This window comes from Brachybacterium halotolerans, assembly GCF_016623465.1.
Lineage (GTDB): Bacteria > Actinomycetota > Actinomycetes > Actinomycetales > Dermabacteraceae > Brachybacterium > Brachybacterium halotolerans.
The window spans coordinates 1-20,184 of the sequence record NZ_JAEDAJ010000001.1; the positions used below are offsets into that span (position 1 = coordinate 1).

At 74.1% G+C, this 20,184-nt stretch carries 18 protein-coding genes; 13 read left to right on the forward strand and 5 right to left on the reverse strand.

Annotated features, from left to right (window positions below; genetic code table 11):
• Positions 1-448: 448 nt before the first annotated feature.
• Complete coding sequence (locus tag I8D64_RS00005) at positions 449-1,372, reverse strand: hypothetical protein (RefSeq protein ID WP_200500492.1); 924 nt, start codon at positions 1,370-1,372, stop codon at positions 449-451.
• A 114-nt stretch (positions 1,373-1,486) separates the two neighbouring features.
• Between I8D64_RS00005 and I8D64_RS00010 the strand changes: the two genes are divergently transcribed.
• The 12 genes from I8D64_RS00010 (at position 1,487) to I8D64_RS00065 (ending at position 15,214) form a co-directional block, all read left to right on the forward strand.
• Positions 1,487-2,119 (forward strand): hypothetical protein, encoded by a 633-nt coding sequence (locus I8D64_RS00010; protein ID WP_200500493.1) that lies wholly within the window; start codon positions 1,487-1,489, stop codon positions 2,117-2,119.
• Positions 2,116-3,111 (forward strand): HAD-IIA family hydrolase, encoded by a 996-nt coding sequence (locus I8D64_RS00015; RefSeq protein WP_200500494.1) that lies wholly within the window; start codon positions 2,116-2,118, stop codon positions 3,109-3,111. The genes I8D64_RS00010 and I8D64_RS00015 overlap by 4 nt, the downstream gene beginning before the upstream one ends.
• 17 nt (positions 3,112-3,128) lie before the next feature.
• Complete coding sequence (locus tag I8D64_RS00020; protein WP_200500495.1) at positions 3,129-4,124, forward strand: SAM-dependent methyltransferase; 996 nt, start codon at positions 3,129-3,131, stop codon at positions 4,122-4,124.
• Complete coding sequence (locus tag I8D64_RS00025; protein ID WP_200500496.1) at positions 4,121-5,065, forward strand: NAD kinase; 945 nt, start codon at positions 4,121-4,123, stop codon at positions 5,063-5,065. The genes I8D64_RS00020 and I8D64_RS00025 overlap by 4 nt, the downstream gene beginning before the upstream one ends.
• A gap of 12 nt (positions 5,066-5,077) precedes the next feature.
• Positions 5,078-6,808 carry a DNA repair protein RecN gene (gene recN, locus I8D64_RS00030; protein ID WP_200500497.1) on the forward strand — a complete coding sequence of 577 codons (1,731 nt, stop codon included), beginning with the start codon at positions 5,078-5,080 and terminating at the stop codon, positions 6,806-6,808.
• Positions 6,805-7,986 carry a putative cytokinetic ring protein SteA gene (gene steA, locus I8D64_RS00035; RefSeq protein ID WP_200500498.1) on the forward strand — a complete coding sequence of 394 codons (1,182 nt, stop codon included), beginning with the start codon at positions 6,805-6,807 and terminating at the stop codon, positions 7,984-7,986. Before recN ends, steA begins: the two co-directional genes overlap by 4 nt.
• Before the next feature lie 12 nt (positions 7,987-7,998).
• Positions 7,999-9,048 carry a copper transporter gene (locus I8D64_RS00040; RefSeq protein ID WP_200500499.1) on the forward strand — a complete coding sequence of 350 codons (1,050 nt, stop codon included), beginning with the start codon at positions 7,999-8,001 and terminating at the stop codon, positions 9,046-9,048.
• A complete protein-coding gene (locus I8D64_RS00045; protein ID WP_200500500.1) occupies positions 9,045-9,968 on the forward strand; it encodes a hypothetical protein in 924 nt (307 codons plus the stop codon). The genes I8D64_RS00040 and I8D64_RS00045 overlap by 4 nt, the downstream gene beginning before the upstream one ends.
• On the forward strand, positions 9,965-11,605 hold the full coding sequence (gene murJ / locus I8D64_RS00050) for a murein biosynthesis integral membrane protein MurJ (protein WP_200500501.1): 1,641 nt from the start codon (positions 9,965-9,967) through the stop codon (positions 11,603-11,605). Before I8D64_RS00045 ends, murJ begins: the two co-directional genes overlap by 4 nt.
• On the forward strand, positions 11,602-12,708 hold the full coding sequence (locus I8D64_RS00055) for a glycosyltransferase family 4 protein (protein WP_343068359.1): 1,107 nt from the start codon (positions 11,602-11,604) through the stop codon (positions 12,706-12,708). Before murJ ends, I8D64_RS00055 begins: the two co-directional genes overlap by 4 nt.
• Before the next feature lie 212 nt (positions 12,709-12,920).
• Positions 12,921-14,630, forward strand: coding sequence for a CTP synthase (gene pyrG, locus I8D64_RS00060; RefSeq protein ID WP_343068425.1), 1,710 nt, complete (start codon positions 12,921-12,923; stop codon positions 14,628-14,630).
• 5 nt (positions 14,631-14,635) lie between these two features.
• The gene (locus I8D64_RS00065; protein WP_200500503.1) at positions 14,636-15,214 is read left to right on the forward strand and encodes an NUDIX domain-containing protein; all 579 of its coding nucleotides are present in this window, start codon (positions 14,636-14,638) and stop codon (positions 15,212-15,214) included.
• 54 nt (positions 15,215-15,268) lie between these two features.
• Here I8D64_RS00065 and I8D64_RS00070 read toward each other — a convergent pair whose 3' ends face one another.
• The 3 genes from I8D64_RS00070 to msrB form a co-directional block, all read right to left on the reverse strand.
• Positions 15,269-16,642 carry an HRDC domain-containing protein gene (locus tag I8D64_RS00070; RefSeq protein WP_200500504.1) on the reverse strand — a complete coding sequence of 458 codons (1,374 nt, stop codon included), beginning with the start codon at positions 16,640-16,642 and terminating at the stop codon, positions 15,269-15,271.
• Positions 16,643-16,646: 4 nt separating this feature from the next.
• Positions 16,647-17,255, reverse strand: a complete 609-nt coding sequence (locus I8D64_RS00075; RefSeq protein WP_200500505.1) for a DUF3000 domain-containing protein — start codon at positions 17,253-17,255, stop codon at positions 16,647-16,649.
• Between the two features lie 89 nt (positions 17,256-17,344).
• Positions 17,345-17,767: a peptide-methionine (R)-S-oxide reductase MsrB gene (msrB, locus tag I8D64_RS00080; RefSeq protein ID WP_200500506.1), complete on the reverse strand. Its 423-nt coding sequence runs from the start codon at positions 17,765-17,767 to the stop codon at positions 17,345-17,347.
• 99 nt (positions 17,768-17,866) lie between these two features.
• Between msrB and I8D64_RS00085 the strand changes: the two genes are divergently transcribed.
• Positions 17,867-19,276 carry an alpha/beta hydrolase family protein gene (locus I8D64_RS00085; protein WP_200500507.1) on the forward strand — a complete coding sequence of 470 codons (1,410 nt, stop codon included), beginning with the start codon at positions 17,867-17,869 and terminating at the stop codon, positions 19,274-19,276.
• A 64-nt stretch (positions 19,277-19,340) separates the two neighbouring features.
• On the opposite strand, the gene I8D64_RS00090 is transcribed toward I8D64_RS00085, so the two are convergent.
• Positions 19,341-20,087 carry a dihydrofolate reductase family protein gene (locus I8D64_RS00090; RefSeq protein ID WP_200500508.1) on the reverse strand — a complete coding sequence of 249 codons (747 nt, stop codon included), beginning with the start codon at positions 20,085-20,087 and terminating at the stop codon, positions 19,341-19,343.
• Positions 20,088-20,184 lie beyond the last annotated feature (97 nt).

Consider the following 20,184-nt stretch of genomic DNA (forward strand, 5'->3'; position numbering starts at 1 on the left):
ACTCGGGAGGGTGTGGGAGAGTAGGACGCCGCCGGACATTCCTTTGTGAATGAGGGTTGTGGCTCGTCACGAGCAGCTCCCTGGACTCGAGTGATCGGGTTCGGGTGGAGCGCGGTGACGAGCCACAACCCTTTTCCGCGTCCATACGGGTCTGAGCCGTCACGCGCTGCCGGTGATGTCGGTGCCGGGGACGCCCCTGGAGCGCCTTGGAGATGCCGGCTCTGGTCTTCCTGGGCTGGGAGCTCATGGACGAGCTGCCGGCGCCTCCTTGGTGGCGCCGCCCCGAGTTTCCTCTCGCCCGCTGCCGGGGGTGGGGCGGGCTTCGGTCGCCTCCGAGGCGACGTGCACCACGCCGCCCACTCTTCCTCCCGTGGAGTCAGTCACCGCGACCGGGAGAACTCTCGGTGCTGGTGCCGGCGTCACCTAACCTGTGAGCCCTAGGCAGTACTCATAGAGAACTTCGAGGGTGGAGAACGTGGCGGACGAGAGCACAGGCAGCCGATCGGGCGGCTCGCACGAAGATCGTGGACACTCCGGTCGCGCCCAGCATCAGGGCCGTCCTCCCCGCGGAGCCGGCCGTCCCCGTTCCGGCGGCCAGGACGACGCGCGGCGCTCGCAGCGCCGCGACGATCGCTCCGGCCAACGTCGGCAGGGGGATCGTCGAGGCCCCGCGCGCGAGTCCGACCGGCGCGGTGGGTATCGCGGTCAGCGCGATGATCGACAGAGCGGCTCCTCTCGGAACAGTGATGAGCGCCGCGGCCCGCGTCGCGACGGCGACCAGCGATCCTTCCGTCGTGAGGGTGAAGGCTCCGAACAGCGCCGGGACGGCGATCGTCGGGGCTACGGCCGCGACGATGACCGGCGGGTTCCTCGTGGGGACGGCTCGTCCTATGGCGCACGTCGTGATGGTGATCGGGGTCGTCCGCGCCGTGACGATGACCGGCGCGGTCCCCGCAGGGACGACGACAGGCGCAGTTTCCGGCGTGACGACACCCGTGGTGATGGCCGTCCTGACGGGAACCGTCGCCCGCGCCGGGACGATGTTCGGCGAGGTCCCTGGAAGGACGATGACCGGCGTGGCCCGCGCAGGGACGACGATCGTCGTGGTCCCCGCTCCGATCGCGACCAGCGCGGCGCCGGGCGCTTCGGCGGTCCGCGGGATTCGTCCTCGCAGAGGCCGGGAGAGGCGCGTCGCAGCACCCGTCCGCCGGAGCCTCCTCTGGACGAAGCGATCACAGGTCGCGAGCTCGACCGGGACATCTCCGACGAGCTCCGCTCCCTTCGCAAGGAGACCGCGGAGCGCACGAGCCGCCACCTCGTCGCAGCCATCGCGGCTCTCGACGAGAACGACCTGCCGCTCGCGCTCGCCCATGCCCAGTTCGCCGCGAGCATCGGGGGACGCGTCGGCATCACCCGCGAGATCTACGGCATCGCCGCGTACCGCAGCGAGGAGTTCCGCACCGCGGCCCGGGAGTTCCGCACCGCGATGCGCATCTCGGGCCGCGTGGACCTGCTGCCCATGCTCGCCGACTGCGAGCGGGGGATCGGCCGTCCCGAGCGCGCCCTGGAGATCGCCGCCTCGGACGATGCGTCCACGCTCGACGTCTCCGGGACGATCGAGCTGATGATCGTCGTGGCCGGCGCCTACGCCGACACCGGCGACATCGAGACCGCCCTCGGGACCCTCGACATCCCCGCCCTGCGCAGCAAGGTCGACGGTCGCTGGCAGGTGCGGCTGTGGGTCGCCTATGCCGACCTGCTCGAGCGCGCGGGTCGCGGCGACGAGGCGCACCGCTGGCTCACGCTGGCCGCCGACGCGGACACCGACCACGAGACCGACGCTGCCGAGCGCCTGGGCCGTCCTGTGCCGGAGCCGGAGGTCGATGATCTTCCCTGGGACGACTCCGAGGAGCTCAGCGTCCTCGACGCCTTCGAAGACTCCGACGAGTCGGACGACTCCGAGGAGCCCGAGGAGCAGGAGGACGCCTCATCCGAGAGCGCCGACCTCGAGGACGACGGACCGGAGCCCGTGGCGGATGCGCAGAGCGAGGCGGAAGAGCCCCGTGACGACGCTGCGGTGAGCGATCAGGCCGATGATCAGCAGGAGCGACAGGCATGAGCGCGCGCGGACTCGACCTGAGCATGCTCGAGCGGTACGACGCCCTCCTCCTCGACCTCGACGGCACCCTCATGCACGGCTCGCGGCCCATCCCGCGCGCCGCGGAGGCCGTGTGCACCGCGCGCGGTCGGGGACTGAAGATCGGCTTCGTCACCAACAACGCCTCCCGCACCCCCGAGCAGGCCGTGGCGCACCTCGCCACGGTCGACGTCGAGGCGGCGCCCGAGGAGATCGCCTCCTCCCCGCAGATCGCGGTGCAGCTCCTCGCGGAGCACGCACCGGTCGGGTCCACCATCCTCGTGCTCGGCGCGGACGGGCTGATGGAGGCCGTCGCCTCCGCGGGGTTCACCCCCGTGCGCCAGGACGGCGACGAGGTCGCGGCCGTCGTCCAGGGATTCTCCCCGGACCTCGGCTGGGCCCAGCTTGCCGAGGGCGGCTACGCCCTGCGCCGCGGGATCCCCTGGATCGCCACCAACACCGATGCGACCCTGCCCACCGAGCGAGGCATTGCCCCGGGCAACGGCGCGCTCGTGCAGGCGCTCGTGCACGCCACCGGTCGCACTCCGCTCGTGGCGGGCAAGCCCGAGCCGGCCATGTTCTCCCTCGCCGCGAAGGCGCTGGGAGCCCGGCGTCCGCTCGCCGTCGGCGATCGTCTCGACACCGATATCGAGGGCGGCAACCGCGCCGGCATCGACACCCTCCTCGTGCTCACGGGAGTCGACAGCGTCGAGACCGCGCTGCGCGCCGAGCCCGTCCGTCGGCCGACGTGGATCCTGCCCGACCTCTCCTCGCTCACCGACCCCGCGCCCGAGGCCGTGGTCGACGGAGAGACCGCGCGCTGCGGAGCAGCCTCCGCACGGCTCGAGGGCGAGGACCTCGTCCTGACCGGACGCACGCAGTCCCCGCAGGCACTCACCGCGGGACTCGGGCTGCTCGCGGCGCGCCTGCCCGAGACCGCCCTGTCCGGTGCGGTGCGCACGCAGGACTCGTGACCGGGCACGCTGGACTCGTGACTGCGGACGGCGGAGGCCGACGGCTCGACGTGGCCCTGGCCGCCGCGGGCCTGGCCTCCTCCCGCACCCATGCCCGCCGGATCGTCGAGGAGGGCCGGGCCCGCGTCGACGGCCGCCCCGCGCGCAAGCCCTCGTTGATCGTCGCCGCGGACGCCGTCCTCGAGGTCACCGGCATCCCCGAGGGAGGGGAGTACGCCTCGCGAGCCGCCCACAAGCTCCTCGGTGCGCTCGACGCGGCGGGACTGGACCCGAGCGGTCTCGTCTGCCTGGACGCGGGCGCGTCCACCGGCGGGTTCACCGACGTCCTGCTGCGCCGCGGAGCACGCGAGGTGCGCGCCGTCGACATCGGCCATGGCCAGCTGCGCCCGCGCCTGCGCGAGGACCCGCGCGTCGCAGTGCACGAGGGCACCTCGATCCGCGGACTGGACCCCACGGACGTCGGCGGGCCGGCGCAGCTCGTCGTCGGCGACCTCTCCTTCATCTCCCTCGTCACCCTCATGGCGGACCTCGCCGCGCTCACCGCGCCCGGCGGCGGCCTGCTGCTCATGGTGAAGCCCCAGTTCGAGGTCGGCCGCCGCAGGCTCCCGCGCTCCGGCGTGGTCGCGGATCCCGCCCTGCGCCGCGACGCCGTGCTCGGGGTCGTCGAGGAGGCCGATGCCCGCGGGCTCGAGCTGCGCGGGGTCGCCGAGAGCCCGCTGCCGGGGCAGGACGGGAACCACGAGTACTTCCTGCACCTGCACCGCCGTGACGCCGCGCCGCGCGGAGCGGACACACCGGCAGAGGATCCGCGACCCGCCGGAGCGGCGCGCAGGATCCCGCGCGCCGCCTATGACATGATCGAGCAGGTGCTCCCGCGTACGCGCGCAGGCTCCCGCGCCGGACGTCGGCGCGCGCAGGCCGCGGCGCACGTCACGGAGCATGACCTGGGCCCGCACCGGGCCGATGGACACAGGACCGAGCCGAGGACGAGGGAAGGGGACCGCCGAGCATGAGGCGCTTCCTGCTGTACGCGCACTCGGGGCGCGCCGCCGCCCTCGAGGCGCTGATGAGAGTCCTGGCCGAGCTCGGCAACCGCGGCGTGCGCGCCGTCATCACCGACGAGCAGTACGACCAGATCCGCATGTCGCCCCCGGCGAGCCTGCCCGAGGGGCTCCTGGACATCCTCGACTCCGAGGAGGTCGACGTCGTCGACGCCGTCTCCGCGGCGGACCTCGTCGAGCTCGGCATCGTGCTCGGGGGCGACGGCACCATCCTGCGCGCCCTCGAGGTGGTGCGCGAGGCCGAGATCCCCGTGCACGGCGTGAACCTCGGTCACGTGGGCTTCCTCGCCGAGAGCGAGGTCGAGGAGCTCTCGACGACGGTGCGACGCCTCCTGGACGGCGACTACGACATCGAGGAGCGCGCGACCCTCGACATCGTCATCCGCGGCCCCAAGGACCAGATCCTCCACACCGACTGGGCGCTGAACGACGCGAGCCTCGAGAAGGCCGACCGCCAGAAGATGATCTACGTGGTCATCGAGATCGACGGCCGCCCCGTCTCCTCCTTCGGCTGCGACGGTGTGCTCCTGACCAGCCCCACGGGCTCGACCGCCTACGGCTTCAGCGCCGGGGGCCCCATCATCTGGCCCGAGGTGGACGCCTTCCTCGTCGTCCCGCTCGCCGCCCACGCCCTGTTCTCGCGCCCCCTCGTGCTGGGGCGCTCCTCCGAGGCCGCGATCGAGCTCACCGTCGAGAACCGCGACGAGGGCGTGCTCACCCTCGACGGTCGCCGCACCATCGACATCACCCCCGGCATGCGCGTCGAGGGCCGGCTCTCCCCGCGCTCTGTGCGGCTCGTGCGCCTCACCACCACACCGTTCGCCGACCGCCTCGTGGAGAAGTTCCAGCTGCCGGTCGTGGGCTGGCGCGGACGCGTCGGCCGCGACGTCTGAGCGGGAGCCGCCGTGCTCTCCACCCTCCGGATCCGCCGCATCGGCGTGATCGACGACGCCACCCCCGAGTTCGGGCCCGGCTTCACCGCGCTGACCGGCGAGACCGGTGCCGGCAAGACCATGATCGTCACCGGCCTCTCGATGCTCCTGGGCGCGCGGCTCGACCGCGGCCGCGCGGGCACCGCCGGGACCGTCGACGGCACCCTCGTGCTCGCCGGGCACGACGAGCTCGAGACGGCCCTGGACGAGCTCGGCGCCGAGGACGAGGACGGCGAGGTGCTCGTCGTCCGCCGCGTCACCAAGGACGGCCGCTCCCGCGCCCAGATCGGCGGGGTGCCCGTGCCGATCGGAACGCTCGCCCGGCTCGTCGGCTCTGCGGTGACCGTCCACGGACAGGCCGACCAGGCCCGCCTGCGAGAGGCCGATCAGCAGCGCGAGGCCCTCGACCGCTTCGCCGGCGAGACCGTCGGCCCCCTGCTGCAGCGCCACCGCGAGCTCTGGGACCGCCAGCAGGAGCTGCGCGGGCGCGTCGAGGACCTCGAGCGCCTCGTCGCAGAGCGCGATCGTCGAGGGGACCAGCTGCGCACGGCCCTCGAGCGCATCGAGGAGGTCGACCCGCAGGACGGCGAGGACGATAGCCTGCGCGCCCAGCTCGAGAGGCTCAACCACGCCGTGGACCTCCGGGCCGCCGCCGAGCAGGCGTCCACGCTGCTGCTCGGGCAGGACGACGGCCCCGCGGTCGGCTCCCTCCTCGACCTCGCGATCGACCAGGTGCGCACCGCCTCCGGCACCGATCCCGAGCTCGAGGGCACCCTCGGCAGGCTCGAGAGCCTGCGCCTCGAGCTCTCCGACGCGGCCGCCGACCTCTCGCGCTACGCGGACGGCATCGACGCCTCGCCCGGCAGCGTCGAGCAGGCCAACGAGCGACTGCACGAGGTGACCACGCTGGTGCGGGACCTCGGGCCCTCCCTCGGCGGTGCCGCGACCATCGGGGAGCTGCTCGAGAGCTCGCGCACCGCCGCCGCCGATCTCGACCGCTTCGACGGCGCCGAGACCGAGCTGTCCGCCGCCCGCGAGGAGATGACGGGCCTGGAGACCGCCCTCGACGAGGCCGCGGAGGCGCTCTCCGACGCCCGGCGCGAGGCCGCCTCGCGCCTCGCCCGCGCCGTCGAGTCCGAGCTCGTCCACCTCGAGATGCCCCAGGCGAGCCTCGAGGTCGAGGTCGCCCAGCACGCACCCCGTCCGCACGGCCGCGACCGCGTGGCGTTCCTGCTCGCGCCCCACCCCGGCGCCGACCACCTGCCCGTCGCGACCGCCGCGAGCGGCGGCGAGCTCTCGCGCGTCATGCTCGCCCTCGAGGTCGCGCTCGGCTCCTCCCGCGAGGACCGCACCGCCGCTCCCGTGTTCGTCTTCGATGAGATCGACGCGGGGATCGGCGGCCGCGCCGCCCTCGCCGTGGGCCAGCGCCTCCAGCGGCTCGCCGAGAACGCGCAGGTCATCGTCGTCACGCACCTCCCGCAGGTCGCCTCCCACGCCTCCACGCACCTGCAGATCGTCAAGCACAGCGAGGACGGCGGCACGAGCTCCACCGTGCGGAGACTGGACCGCGAGGGCCGCATCCACGAGCTCGCCCGCATGCTCTCCGGCGAGACCAGCGAGCTCGCCCTGGCCCACGCCCGCGAGCTGCTCGACGACTCGGCGGACCCGTCGGCATCGGCGTCGGCACCGGGGGAGGGGCGATGAGCACGACCGTCGGCACCGTCCTGGGGACCGCGCGCATCGGCCGACGCACGAAGGACCTCACCAAGCGCCTCGAGCCCGGCGACATCGCGGTCATCGACCACGAGGACATCGACCGCGTCGCCGCCGAGGCGCTCGTCGAGAAGGCGCCCGCGGCCGTCCTCAACGCCGCCCGCTCCACCTCCGGCCGCTACCCGAACGCCGGGCCGCAGATCCTCGTCGACCACGGCATCGCGCTCGTCGACGACTGCGGCCCCGAGCTGTTCGAGAAGGTCCGCGAGGGCGCCCGCCTCACCGTCGCCGACGGCGTCGTCCGCGAGGGCGGGAGCACGCTCGCGCGCGGCACCCGCCAGGACCCCGCCACGATCGCCGCCTCCCTCGAGGCCTCCCGCGAGGGCCTCTCCGAGCAGCTCGAGCTGTTCGCCCGCAACACCCTGGAGTACATGCTCCTGGAGAAGGACCTGCTGCTGGACGGCGTGGGCGCGCCCGAGGTGCGCACCGTCATGGACCGCCGCCCCGTGCTGATCGTCGTGCGCGGCTACCACTACAAGGAGGACCTCGCGACGCTCGGTCCGTTCCTGCGCGAGAACCGCCCCGTGGTGATCGGCGTCGACGGCGGCGCCGACGCGGTCCTCGAGGCCGGCTGGAAGCCCGACATGATCATCGGGGACATGGACTCCGTCTCCGACAGGGCGCTGGCATCGGGCGCCGAGCTCGTCGTCCACGCCTATCGCGACGGCCGCGCCCCGGGCATGGAGCGCCTGGCGGAGCTCGATCTCGCCGAGGACGCGGTCGTGTTCCCCGCCGCCGGCACCAGCGAGGACATCGCGATGCTCCTGGCCGACGAGAAGGGCGCGAGCGTGATCGTGGCCGTCGGCACCCACGGCACCCTCGAGGAGTTCCTGGACAAGGGCCGCGCCGGCATGAGCTCGACCTTCCTCACCCGGCTGCGCGTGGGCTCCAAGCTCGTGGACGCCAAGGGCGTGTCCCGGCTCTACCGCCAGCGGATCTCCACCCTCCAGCTCGTGCTGCTGGCCGTCGCCGGCCTGCTCGCCCTCTCCGTGGCCATGTGGGCCACGCCCGGCGGACAGGCGCTCTTCCAGATCCTCGGTGCACGATGGGACGACGCCATCTCATGGTTCACCTCCCTGTTCGCCACCCGACCCGCCACCGGAACCTAGGAGCCTCGGTCCGTGATCGACTTCCGCTACCACCTGGTCTCCCTGATCTCCGTGTTCCTCGCCCTCGCGGTGGGGATCGTGCTCGGGGCCGGACCGCTGCGCGAGAACCTGGGCTCCCAGCTCACCGGCCAGGTCGAGCAGCTGCGCACGGAGAAGGACGACCTGCGCACCGCCAACGACTCGCTGACCTCGCAGAACGACGAGCTCAGCGCGTTCATCTCGCAGACCTCGCCCGACCTCGTCGCGGGCACCCTCAGCGGACGCAGCACCGCCGTGGTCTCCGACGACGACTCGGTGCGCAACCAGGTCAGCACCCTCGACTCCCTGCTGGACGAGGCCGGTGCGAGCACCCCGCTGAGCGTGCGCCTGGACAGCTCGCTGTGGGACCCCGATCAGGAGGACACCCGCACCAAGGCCCTCGATTCCCTGCGGGACGCCGACGGCGCGCTCGTCGCGGCGGCCGAGTCCGACACCGACTCCAGCTCCGGCGCGCTCTCCACGATCATCGGCCACCTGCTCGTGGACACCTCGATCGGGGCCGAGCAGCGCCAGAAGCTCTGGTCCGTGCTGACCGACGCCCGCCTCGTCGACGTCGACGGCAGCACCGACGCCCCCGTCGACTCCATGATCTTCGCGAGCGCCGCGCCCTCGGACCTCACCGTGAGCGGTGACGACGCCTCGGCCGCCGCCGAGCGCGCCCAGCTGCTGCTCGAGGCCCAGACCGGGCTGCTCGAGCGCATGGTCAGCGCGAAGATCCCCACGGTGGTCTCGGGCTCGACCCCCTCGAACGACGACAGCGCGGGCCTGCTGCGCACGGTGCGCGGGGACTCGCGCTTCGGCGACCTCTCCAGCGGCGACCGCCTGCAGGAGCCCGACGGGCCGACGATCGCCGTGCTCGCCCTCGCCGAGCAGGCGCGCGGCGAGCAGGGGAGCTACGGGACCGCCGCCGACGCCCAGGACCGCGTGCCGCAGGTCCCCGGCGGGTCCGGCGGAGGGTCCGGGGACTCGTCGGGATCCGGCTCCGGATCGGGATCCGGCGCGAGCGACGGAGGCGAGGGATGACCGCCTCGCGCGCGGACGCAGGCGAGCCCGGGGAGACCCCGACGGATGCGACCCGAGCCGTCTCGGGAGCCCTGCGCCGCACGAACCACGCGGGGCGGAGCGTGACCCTCGCGGAGGGCGTCGCCGTGGCCGGGGGAGCGGCGATCGTCCTCGCCGCGCGCGGCCTGCGCGCCGACGCGCTCGCCGTCGCCGCCGTCGGCGGACTGGGCCTCGCCGACGACGTCCTCGAGCCCTGGCTGCGCTCCCGCGGGATCACCCCGACCAAGGGGCTGCGCGGCCACCTCGGAGCCCTGCGCCGCGGACGCCTGACCACCGGCGCCGCGAAGGCCCTGGGGATCCCCGTGGTCTGCCTGCTCGACGCCGCCGCGGCCCGTGCCCGCACGGCGAGCGGCGTCGGCCCGCACACCGCCACATCCACCGGCGCGGATGCCTTGCCCGCGGGAGCAGGCGACCTGGCCGGCGCCCTGGTCGACACGGGCGTCGCCGCGGGCGCCGCCAACCTCGCGAACCTCCTGGACCTGCGCCCCGGGCGCGCGCTCAAGGCCACCACGGCCTGCGCGCTCGTGCTCGCCGTCCCGCCCGCCCGCAGCCCTCGCGCGCAGGAGGGCAGGACCCTCGCCGTGATCGCCGCGCTCGCGGGGCTCGCCGCCCTGCCCGGGGACCTCGCCGAGCGCGGCATGCTCGGCGACACCGGCGCGAACGCCCTCGGCGCCCTCGTGGGCGCGGCCGCCGCGCGCCGACTCCCCGCGGGGCCCCGTCTCCTCGTGCTCGGCGGCCTCGGAGCCCTCACCCTCGCGAGCGAGCGCGTGAGCTTCAGCGCCGTCATCGACGCGACGCCCGCGCTGCGCCGCCTCGACCGCTGGGGCCGCCGCGCAGCCGCTCCCGAGCAAGTCGGCGACGAAGGGAGCACTCCCTCATGAGCGCACCGTCCTCGACCGCACGCGTCATCGTGCGCGGGGCGACGGTGATCCTCGTGGTCACCCTCGTCGCGCGCATCGTCGGCTTCCTGCGCTACCTCGTCTTCGGCGCGAGCGTGGGCGCCGGGGACGTCGGCACCGCCTATTCGAGCGCGAACCTCGTCCCGAACCTGCTGTTCGAGGTCGCCGCCGGAGGCGCGCTCGCCGCGAGCGTGGTCCCGCTGGTGGCCGGCCTGGTCGAGAACGACGAGACCGGGGAGGGCAGGCGACGGGCCGACGGCATCATCTCCGCGATGCTGAGCTGGATGCTCCTGCTCACGATCCCGCTCGCCCTCCTCGTCGGCCTGCTCGCCGGCCCGATCTCCTCGCTCGTCCTCACCAGCGGCGACTCCGACGAGTCCGTCGTCGAGCTCGGTGCGTCGATGCTGCGGATCTTCGCGCTCCAGCTGCCGATGTACGGGGTGACCGTGGTGCTCGGCGCCTACCTCCAGGCCCGCAAGCGGTTCCTGTGGCCCGCCCTGGTGCCGCTGCTGTCCTCGCTCGTCGTGATCATCTCCTACCGCGTGTACGCGGCCGCGGTGCCCGCCGTGGCGACGGCCTCGACGATCTCCCCGTTCGCGCGCGGGGTGCTCGCCTGGGGCACCACCGCCGGGGTCGTGGTGATGGCGCTGTCGGTGCTCGTGCCGGCCGCTCGCGCCGGACTGCGCCTGCGCCCCACCCTGCGGATGCCCGCCGGGATGGGCAGCAGGGCGCTGCGGCTCGCGGGAGCCGGGCTCGGCGCCGTCGGCGCGCAGCAGCTCGCCCTCGCTCTCGTGCTGCTGCTGGCCATGCGCACCGGAGGCACCGGCACTTTGCCCGTGTTCCAGTACGGGCAGGCCATCTACCTGCTGCCCTACGCCGTGCTCGTGGTCCCGCTGATCACGAGCGTGTTCCCGCACCTGTCCGAGCAGCGCCTCGTCGGGGACCTGCGGGGCTTCGCCGTCACCGCCCGCGCATCCCTGCGCTCGGTCGTGGTGATCGGCACCGTGGGCGCGGCGACGCTGTTCGCCGCCGGCCCGGCCCTCGAGGCCTTCTTCCACCACATCGACCGCGCGGGCGCCGTGGGGGTCGGCGCGGTCGTCGCCGCCCTCTCCGTGGGCCTGCTGCCGTACGCGATCACCATGCAGTGCACCCGGGTGCTGTCCGCGGCGATGCGGGCGCGGGACGCGCTGCTCGTGGGCTCCGTCGGCTGGGTCGTGGGCGGGATCCTCATCGTGCTCGTGGCGGTGCTCTCGAACTCCGGCAGCGCGGCCGTGGCCGCGACCGCCTTCGCCTTCGCCCTGAGCGCCGGCATGTGGGTCTCGGGCATCACCGGCCTCGCCCGGGTCGCCGATCTCCTCGAGGGCGTCGAGGGCGGAGCGCCCCTGGTGCGCGTCGTGCCGATCGGGGCCGTGGTCTCCGTGGCCGCAGCCGTCCCAGGGCTGCTCCTGGGGCGGGCGATGGTCACGCAGGGCACCTCCGAGCTGCTGTGCGTGCTGATCGGCCTCCTCACCGGCGGCATCGGCATGGTCCTCGCCCTCGTCGCCATGACCCTCGCCGACCGCCGCACCGCGGCCTCGCTGCTCGCGCGCCTGCGCCGCGGGCGCACGGAGAAGGCGTGAGCTTCGTGCGGGAGGGCGAGCAGCCGACCGTCGGCCCCGCGCCCCGCGTGCTGATCGTCGAACCCGCCGCGAGCGGGGGACTGGCGGCCCACGTGCGGATGGAGCGCGCCGTGCTCTCGGAGGCAGGCGTCGAGCTGCCCGAGGCAGGCGTTCGGATCTCCTCGCGCCCCGCGCCGGCGGACGCTCGCACCGTGCGCACCCTGCGCGAGCGCATGCGCGGGTCCGGAGCCCGCACAGCGGTCGACGCGGTCCATGCGCACGGGCTGCGCGCCGGGGCGCTCGCCGCGCTCGCCCGCGGACCGCGCGGCCTCGGGCCCCGTCTGGTGGTGACGCTGCACAACCGCGTCGTCGGCCCGCGCACGGTGCGCGCCATGGGGCGCCTGCTGCTGCGGGTCATCCGCTCGCGCGCCGACGCGGTCCTCACCGTGTCCCCGGACCTCGACCCGCTCGTGCACGGCGTCCCGGAGGTCGAGCACGCGATCATCCCCGCGGGACCCGGGAGCGGCGCGACCGCCGTGAGCGGAGCGACCGCCGCGGCGTCCGCGCGTCCCGCCCGGGACGCGCCGGACCTTCTCGAGGTGCTCGTCGTCGCGCGACTCGCTCCGCAGAAGGGGCTCGACGTGCTCCTGGACGCCCTGGGCCTTCTCGTCGGCGAGGCGGCCCCGGCCGCTCCCGGACTGCGCGTGCGGATCGCCGGGGACGGTCCCCTCGAGCCGCATCTGCGCGCGCGCATCCGCGCCGAGCGCCTGCCCGTCGAGCTGCTCGGCCGTCGCGAGGACGTGCCCGACCTGCTCGCCGACTGCGACCTCGTGGTCTCCTCGGCGCTGTGGGAGGGGCAGCCGGTGTTCCTGCAGGAGGCCCTGCGTGCCGGCCGCGCGATCGTCGCGACCGACGCCGGCGGCACCCGCCTGGTCACGGGCGGGGCGGCGCTCCTGGTCCCCGTCGGGGATCCGGCCGCTCTCGCCCGGGCGATCACGTCCCTGCGCAGGACGGAGGCGCGGGAGACCGCGGAGCTGGCCTCCCGCGAGTGCTCCCGCGAGCTGAGCGGACCCGACGACCTGCTCGCACAGCTCACCCAGGTCCTGCGGATCTCCCTGCCCTGACGCGACCGTCCATGGTCCGACGGCGCCTCATCCGCATGGAACACCTCGCACATCCGCGGGTGTCGGGAGCGCCGAGGGGTCTTTCGATGCTAGGTTGAGACTCCGTGGCAGACAGCAGCGTGAACCCCCCGCGAACCCCGTCCGCATCGACCGCCCGCCCCGGCTCCGGCCCGGCAGCGAAGCCCTTCCGGAATCCCGGCACCACGAAGCACATCTTCGTCACGGGCGGCGTCGTCTCGAGCCTCGGCAAGGGGCTGACCGCCTCCTCGCTCGGGATGCTCCTGAAGAACCGCGGCCTGCGGGTGACCATGCAGAAGCTGGACCCGTACCTCAACGTGGATCCGGGCACCATGAACCCGTTCCAGCACGGCGAGGTCTTCGTGACCGAGGACGGCGCGGAGACGGACCTCGACATCGGCCACTACGAGCGGTTCCTCGACGAGAACCTCTCGGCCGACTCCAACGTGACCACCGGCCAGGTCTACTCCGGCGTCATCGCCAAGGAGCGCCGCGGCGAGTACCTCGGCGACACCGTCCAGGTCATCCCGCACATCACGAACGCCATCAAGGAGTCGATGCGCGCTCAGGCGAGTGACGAGGTCGACGTCGTCATCACCGAGATCGGCGGCACGGTCGGCGACATCGAGTCCCAGCCGTTCCTCGAGGCCGCCCGGCAGGTCCGCCAGGACGTGGGCCGCGACAACGTCTTCTTCGTGCACGTCTCCCTGGTGCCCTTCATCGGCCCCAGCCAGGAGCTCAAGACCAAGCCCACGCAGCACTCGATCGCGGCCCTGCGCTCGATCGGCATCCAGCCCGATGCCATCGTGCTGCGCGCCGACCGCGCCCTGCCCGCCTCGGTGAAGGCGAAGATCGCCTCCATGTGCGATGTGGACCTCGACGCCGTCGTCACCTGCCCGGACGCGCCCTCGATCTACGACATTCCTCACGTGCTGCACGACGAGGGCCTGGACGCCTACGCGATCCGTCGCCTCGACCTCCTCAGCCACGACGTCGACTGGTCGCTGTGGGACGGCCTCCTCGAGCGGGTCCACCACCCCGAGTACGAGGTCACCGTGGGCCTCGTCGGCAAGTACATCGACCTCCCGGACGCCTACCTCTCGGTCATCGAGGCTCTGCGCGCCGGAGGGTTCCACCACGATGCCCGCGTGAAGATCTCCTGGGTCGAGTCCGACGCCTGCTCCACCCCCGAGGGCGCCCAGGCGGCCCTCAAGGACGTCGACGCGATCGTGGTGCCCGGCGGCTTCGGCATCCGCGGCGTCGACGGGAAGGTCGGCGCCCTCCGCTTCGCCCGCGAGAAGGGCATCCCCGCCCTCGGCCTGTGCCTGGGCATGCAGTGCATGGTCATCGAGTACGCCCGCACCGAGCTGGGCTGGGCCGATGCGCAGTCCACCGAGTTCGAGGCCGACACAGCGCACCCCGTGATCGCGACCATGGCCGAGCAGGCCGACATCGTCTCCGGCGAGGGCGACCTGGGCGGCACCATGCGCCTGGGCGCCTACGACCACGAGCTCACCCCCGGCAGCCTCGCCGCCCGCACCTACGGGACCACCAAGGTCTCCGAGCGACACCGGCACCGCTACGAGGTGAACAACGCCTACCGCAAGGACCTCGAGACGGCGGGCCTGGTGATCTCCGGCGTCTCCGCGGACCGCTCCCTCGTCGAGTTCGTCGAGCTGCCCGCGGACGCGCATCCGTACTACATCGGCACCCAGGCGCACCCCGAGCTGAAGTCGCGTCCCACCAGGTCCCATCCGCTGTTCGCGGGTCTGATCGGTGCCGCCGTCGACCTGCAGAAGGCCACCCGCCTGCTCGAGGTCCCCGCCGAGCGCGGGGCCGACGACCCCGGCGAGTCGGCATCCGGTGCGGACGCCGCCGGGCAGTCCGACGAGGCCGGGGAGTGACGGGCATGCTCCGGGACGAGGACGGCGCACGCCCGGTCCTCTCCCGGAGCACAGCCTTCCGCGGCGCGATCTGGGACGTCGTGCGCGACGAGGTCGATTTCGCGCCCGGCGTCCGCTTCACCCGGGAGTACATCGCCCACACGGGCGCGGCCGCCGTGCTCGCTCTCGACGACGCGGGCGCGAGCGACGTCCGCGATGCTCGGGTGCTGCTCATCCGCCAGTACCGCCATCCCGCGGGGCGCACCTTCTGGGAGCTGCCCGCGGGCCTCCTCGACCATGAGGGCGAGGACCCGATGCAGGCCGCGGGGCGCGAGCTCACCGAGGAGACGGGCCACCGGGCCGAGCACCTGCGGCACCTGCTGGACATCCATCCCTCGGCCGGCAGCTCGGCCGAACGGATCCGGATCTTCCTCGCGACCGGCATCAGCGAGGCCGCCACGGACTTCGTGCGCGAGGACGAGGAATCGGAGATCGAGCAGCGCTGGGTGCGTCTGGGCGAGGTGCTCGACGCGATCCGCGACGACCGCTTGACGAACGCGACCCTCGTGGCCGCGGTGCTCGCGGTCGCGGCCTTCGGGGCCTGAGACAGGCCGGCCCGTCGCGGTCGCGCGACGGGCGTCGGCCGAAGACTCCCGGGTCTACTCGGCGGACTGCGCGGTGGGCGCGTCCGACGGCCCGGATGCGACGGGCGCGGCGGCGAGGACGGGGGCGACGATCTCCGCCTGCCAGTCCCTGGCGCCGAGCCCGGTGAGCTCGGCGCGGATCTCCTCCGCGGCGCCGGGCGCCTCGTGCTCCCAGACCCACTGCCGCAGCAGGCCCGGGGTGAGCAGATTCTCCGAGGGCACGTGCAGCTGCTCGGCGCGCTCGGCCACGGCCTCGCGGATCGGCAGGTAGCGCTCCCACACCTCGGGCCACTTCTTGGACCAGAGCTTGTGGGGCGGCGGGTAGCTGGGCTCCGAGCGCGAGGGCAGGTGCGCGTCGGGGAGGTTCACGCCCGCGCGCGCCGCCTGCCACCAGGTCTCCTTGCCGTGCAGGGGCTTGGGCAGGGCCGCGAGGAAAGCCGCGTGCGAGGCGGTCGAGACCTTCGCGGCGTCCACGATCGCGCGGTCCTTGATCACGCGGTGCGGGGAGAGGTCCTGCTCGCGGGCGATCTGGTCGCGCCGCTCCCACATGGCGCGGGCGGCCGCGAGCTGGCGCGGGGTGCGCAGGGCGCCCAGCCCGTGCAGCTTCCGCCACGGCTCCGCGCGCGCGGCGGGCAGCGGGTGGGCGACCTCGTGCGCGAACTCCTCGCGCGCCCAGCGGGTCTTGTCCGTCTCCTCGAGGCGGGCGGAGAGGATGTCACGCACCTCGACGAGCACCTCGACGTCCAGAGCCGCGTACACGAGCCACGGCTCGGGCAGCGGGCGCTTGGACCAGTCCGCGGCGGAGTGCTCCTTGGCCAGGCGCAGGTGCACCGTGTCCTCGACGACCGCGCCGAGACCCACGCGGGGCATGCCCAGCAGTCTCGCCGCGAGCTCGGTGTCGAACAATGTCGCGGGGTGCAGGCCCAGCTCGCCCAGGCTCGGGAGGTCCTGGGTGGCGGCGTGCAGCACCCACTCGCGGGAGTTCATGAGCTCCACGAAGGTCGTGGGAAGGGTGAAGGCCGTGGGATCGATGAGGGCCGTGCCCGCGGCCTCGGTGCGGATCTGCACGAGATAGGCCTTGGCGCTGTAGCGGTAGGAGGAAGCCCGCTCGGCGTCGACCGCGATCGGCTCCTCGGGGGTGCTCGCGGCGCGCTCGCACCACTCCAGCAGCGGTTGGATGCGATCGATCACGGGCACCAGGCCGTCGCGCGGGGCGCCCAGAGGCGTCGGCTCGATCGCGGGGGAGTCGGCGCCGGGCTCGTCGCCGCCGGCCGTGCCCGTGGGGGTCGCGTCCGAGGTCGACGCCCGTGCGGCGCTCGTCGTGCTCTCCGCGCATGCGCCGTTCTCGGTGCGTCGGGCGCGGGCTGCGGAGCGGTTGCGGGTCCTCATCGGATCAGTCCTCCCCGTTCGCCGAGCCGTGCCGGGGGCGGGCCCGATGGGAGGGGACGAGCGGCGCGACCTGGGCGGGAGCGGGCGGAAGGCCGCCGGCCGCCGCGAGCATCGCCGTCCAGGCGGCGAAGTGCGGGGCCAGGTCGGAGCTCGTCGGCGTCCAGGACACGCGCATCTCGACGTCGACGGTCGAGGGGCGCCCGGCGAGTGCGCCGTAGCTCTGGGACACCACGCGGGTGGCGGTGCACCCGAGCTCGCGGGACTCGGCGTCGAACAGCTCGAGGGACTCGGTGACCCACGACCAGGCCACGTCGCCGAGCATCGCCTCGATCGCGAACTCGGGCTCGAGCTGGGCCTGGACGAGGACCACCATCCGGTACTCGCCCTTCCACGCCTCCTCGCCCGCGGGATCGTGCAGGACGACCAGGCGGCCGCTCGCGACCTCCTCGTCGTGCAGGATCACCTCGCCGTTGGCCGCCCACGTGTGCGGGGCCATCCGGCCGGGAGCGGGGATCGAGGTCCAGTGGACCTCGGGGCGCAGGGGCGCACGGGTCATCTCCTCGATCGCCGTGCTGAAGGCGCGGGCGGCGGCGGGGAACTGGTGGACGGGCACGGCCGCGAGCCTAGCCCGCGACCCGTCACCGCCGACCGAGGCGCGCCGTCGACCCGCCGAGGACCTCCGCAGGTTTCTCCGAGAAGGCCTCAGCCCTCGTGGACGAGGCTCAGGGAGTTGATGCAGTAGCGCTGGTCGGTGGGGGTCGCGAAGCCCTCGCCCTCGAAGACGTGGCCCAGGTGCGAGCCGCAGTTCGCGCAGCGCACCTCGGTGCGGACCATTCCCAGCGAGGCGTCCTCGAGCAGCTCCACGGCGTCGTCGTCCTGCGGGGCCCAGAAGGCGGGCCAGCCGCAGTGCGCGTCGAACTGCTCGTCGGCGCGGAACAGGACCGCTCCGCACGCCCGGCAGGCGTAGGTCCCCGCCGGACGGACCTCCTCGTACTCCCCGCTGAACGGGCGCTCGGTGCCCGCCTGGCGCAGCACCTGGTACTCCTCCGGCGAGAGCCTCTCCCGCCACGCGGCGTCGTCCAGCTGGATGGCGTAGTCGCCGCTTCCGATGGGCTTGGTGCTCATGGCTCATACCTCCGGGTTCGGGTGCCGACGGGCGGGGCGGGGATCGCCTCGCACCCGCGGCGTCACCTGCGATCCTACGGCGGACGTAGACTGCGCGTCATGATGCGCCTCACCTCCCTCGGCTCCCGCGACACCCGCCCCGAGGAGGCGCCCGACGGGCACGATGCCGCCCGTGAGCTGCGGCGATGGGGTCGAGCGCTCGCGATCGGCGGCGTCGGCGCGCTCGGCACGTTCGCCCTCAGCGCAGGGGCGCTCGCGGCGGGAGCGAGGCTGCTCGCGCGGGTCCCGCTCACCCCGCAGATGTCCCAGCGCGGGAAGCTCGTCCAGGTGGTGCGGGCCGCGTATCCGGACCGCATCCACCTCGACCGGACGGCGGAGTCCGTCCGGGGAGGCGTGATCGCCCTGCGCCGTTCCGGCGGGGCCGTCCACGTGCGCCTCGGCCCGGTCGACGGCGAGCCGACGCCCACCACCGTGTCCCGACCGATCCTCGCCCGCGACACCGACGAGCCGATCGGGATCGGGCCCGTCGGCCTCGACGGGTTCTTCTGGCCGGGCACGCCCGAGACATCGCTGGGCCTGCCCACCCAGGAGGTCGAGGTCTCCTCGCCCGTCGGCCCCATGCCGGCGTGGCTGGTCCCGGGGCGCTCGGGCGTGCCGGAGGAGGACCGTGCCGATGCCGATGTCGATGCCGGTGCCGATGCCGAGGGCGGCGCAGCGGGGCCGACGGGGGACATCTGGGCCGTGCTCACGCACGGCCACGGCGCCACGCGCGGGGAGACCCTGCGCGCGATGTCCCTGCTGCACGAGCTGGGCCTGACCTGCCTCTCCCTGACCTACCGCAACGACCTCGGATCGCCCGCGTCGGCCGATCGGATGCACCATCTGGGCCTGGACGAATGGGAGGACACCGAGGCGGGCATCGAGTACGCCCTCGCCCACGGCGCCCGCCGGATCGTGCTGATGGGCTGGTCGATGGGCGGCGGCATCACCCTGCGCACCTCCGTGCGCACCGCGCACCCCGAGGCGATCGCCGGGCTCGTCCTGGACTCGCCGGCCGTGGACTGGCAGGACATCCTCACGTACCACGCGACCGCGCTGCGCGCCCCCGCGCCCATGCGGCGCCTGGCCCTGTGGATGATGACGAGTCCGCTCGGGGCGCGGCTGGTGCGCCTGCACGAGCCGCTCGCGCTCGCCGAGATGCGCGCCGAGCACTATGCGCAGCACCTGCGCCACCGCACCCTGCTCGTGCACGCCCTCGAGGACACGACGGTGCCGCCCGCGCCGAGCGCGCGCCTGGCCGCGCTGCGCCCCGACCTCGTGCGGTTCGTGCCCTTCGCCGGCGCGAGCCACACCCGCGAGTGGAACCGCGATCCCGAGCAGTACGAGCGGCTCCTCGCGGAGCACCTCGTGGACCTGCTGGACCTGGACGTCGACGTCGAGGCCATGCGGCTGCCCGTGCGCGACCCCGCGGCCGCGCCCCTCGAGGGGTCGATCGGCGCCCGGGTGTGATCCGTGCGTGCGGGGTCGGCTCCCGCGCCGGGGACGGCCCTCGCGCTCGGGCCGAACCTCTCGCTCAGGCCCTGCCGCGCACGTAGCGGGAGAGCGTCGCGTGCGCGCCGACCGTGAGGGAGCCCAGCTCCCACTCGCCCTCCGCGCCGACGCCGCGCATCACCCGGGAGGCGTCCCCTCCGACCGTCCGATGGGTCACCGAGAAGCACAGCTCGTCGAGCGCCCCGGAGCCGGCGAAGCGCGCGAGAGCGCTCGGGCCTCCCTCGAGCTGGATCCCGCGGTGCCCGAGGTCGGCGAGGGCGCGCCGGATGCCCGCCGGGTCCTCCGCGAGGACCAGCCGGTCCTCCGGGAGACCGCTCGCGGCGAGTGCCCGCTCGCCGTGCGCGGCGTCGGTCACGAGGTACGTCGGCCACGCGGGGTCGATGCTCGCGGGCAGCCGACCGGACTGCGACATGATCGCCAGGGCCGGGCGCTCGCCGCCGGCCGGCCGCAGCGACGGTGCCAGCAGGTCCGACCGGCCCTGGGGACGGCGGTAGTCCTCGACGCGCACGGTCTCGGCGCCCACGAGCACCACGTCGGCGAGGGCGCGCAGCACGCCGAAGGCGAAGGAGTCGGTGGGGTTGCGCAGGGGGCCGCTGGTGCCGTCGGCCCCGGTGATCGCGCCGTCGATCGTCGTGTTCATCATCGCCCGCACCCACGTGCGTTCCGCGGGGAGCGCGTAGACCTCGGCGAGAGCCCGTGCCCCGGCGGCGTCCTCGGTGATCTCGCGCGGCGCGGCCAGCGCCCGCCCGTCGTCCCACAGCAGCTGCATGGCGTCGATCCTCTCGTCGTGCGGGCTCTCCCTGCTCCCCGGATCATCCCGCACCCGGGACGGTCCCGCGAGTCGGAGCGCGCCGGAGCCGCAGCGT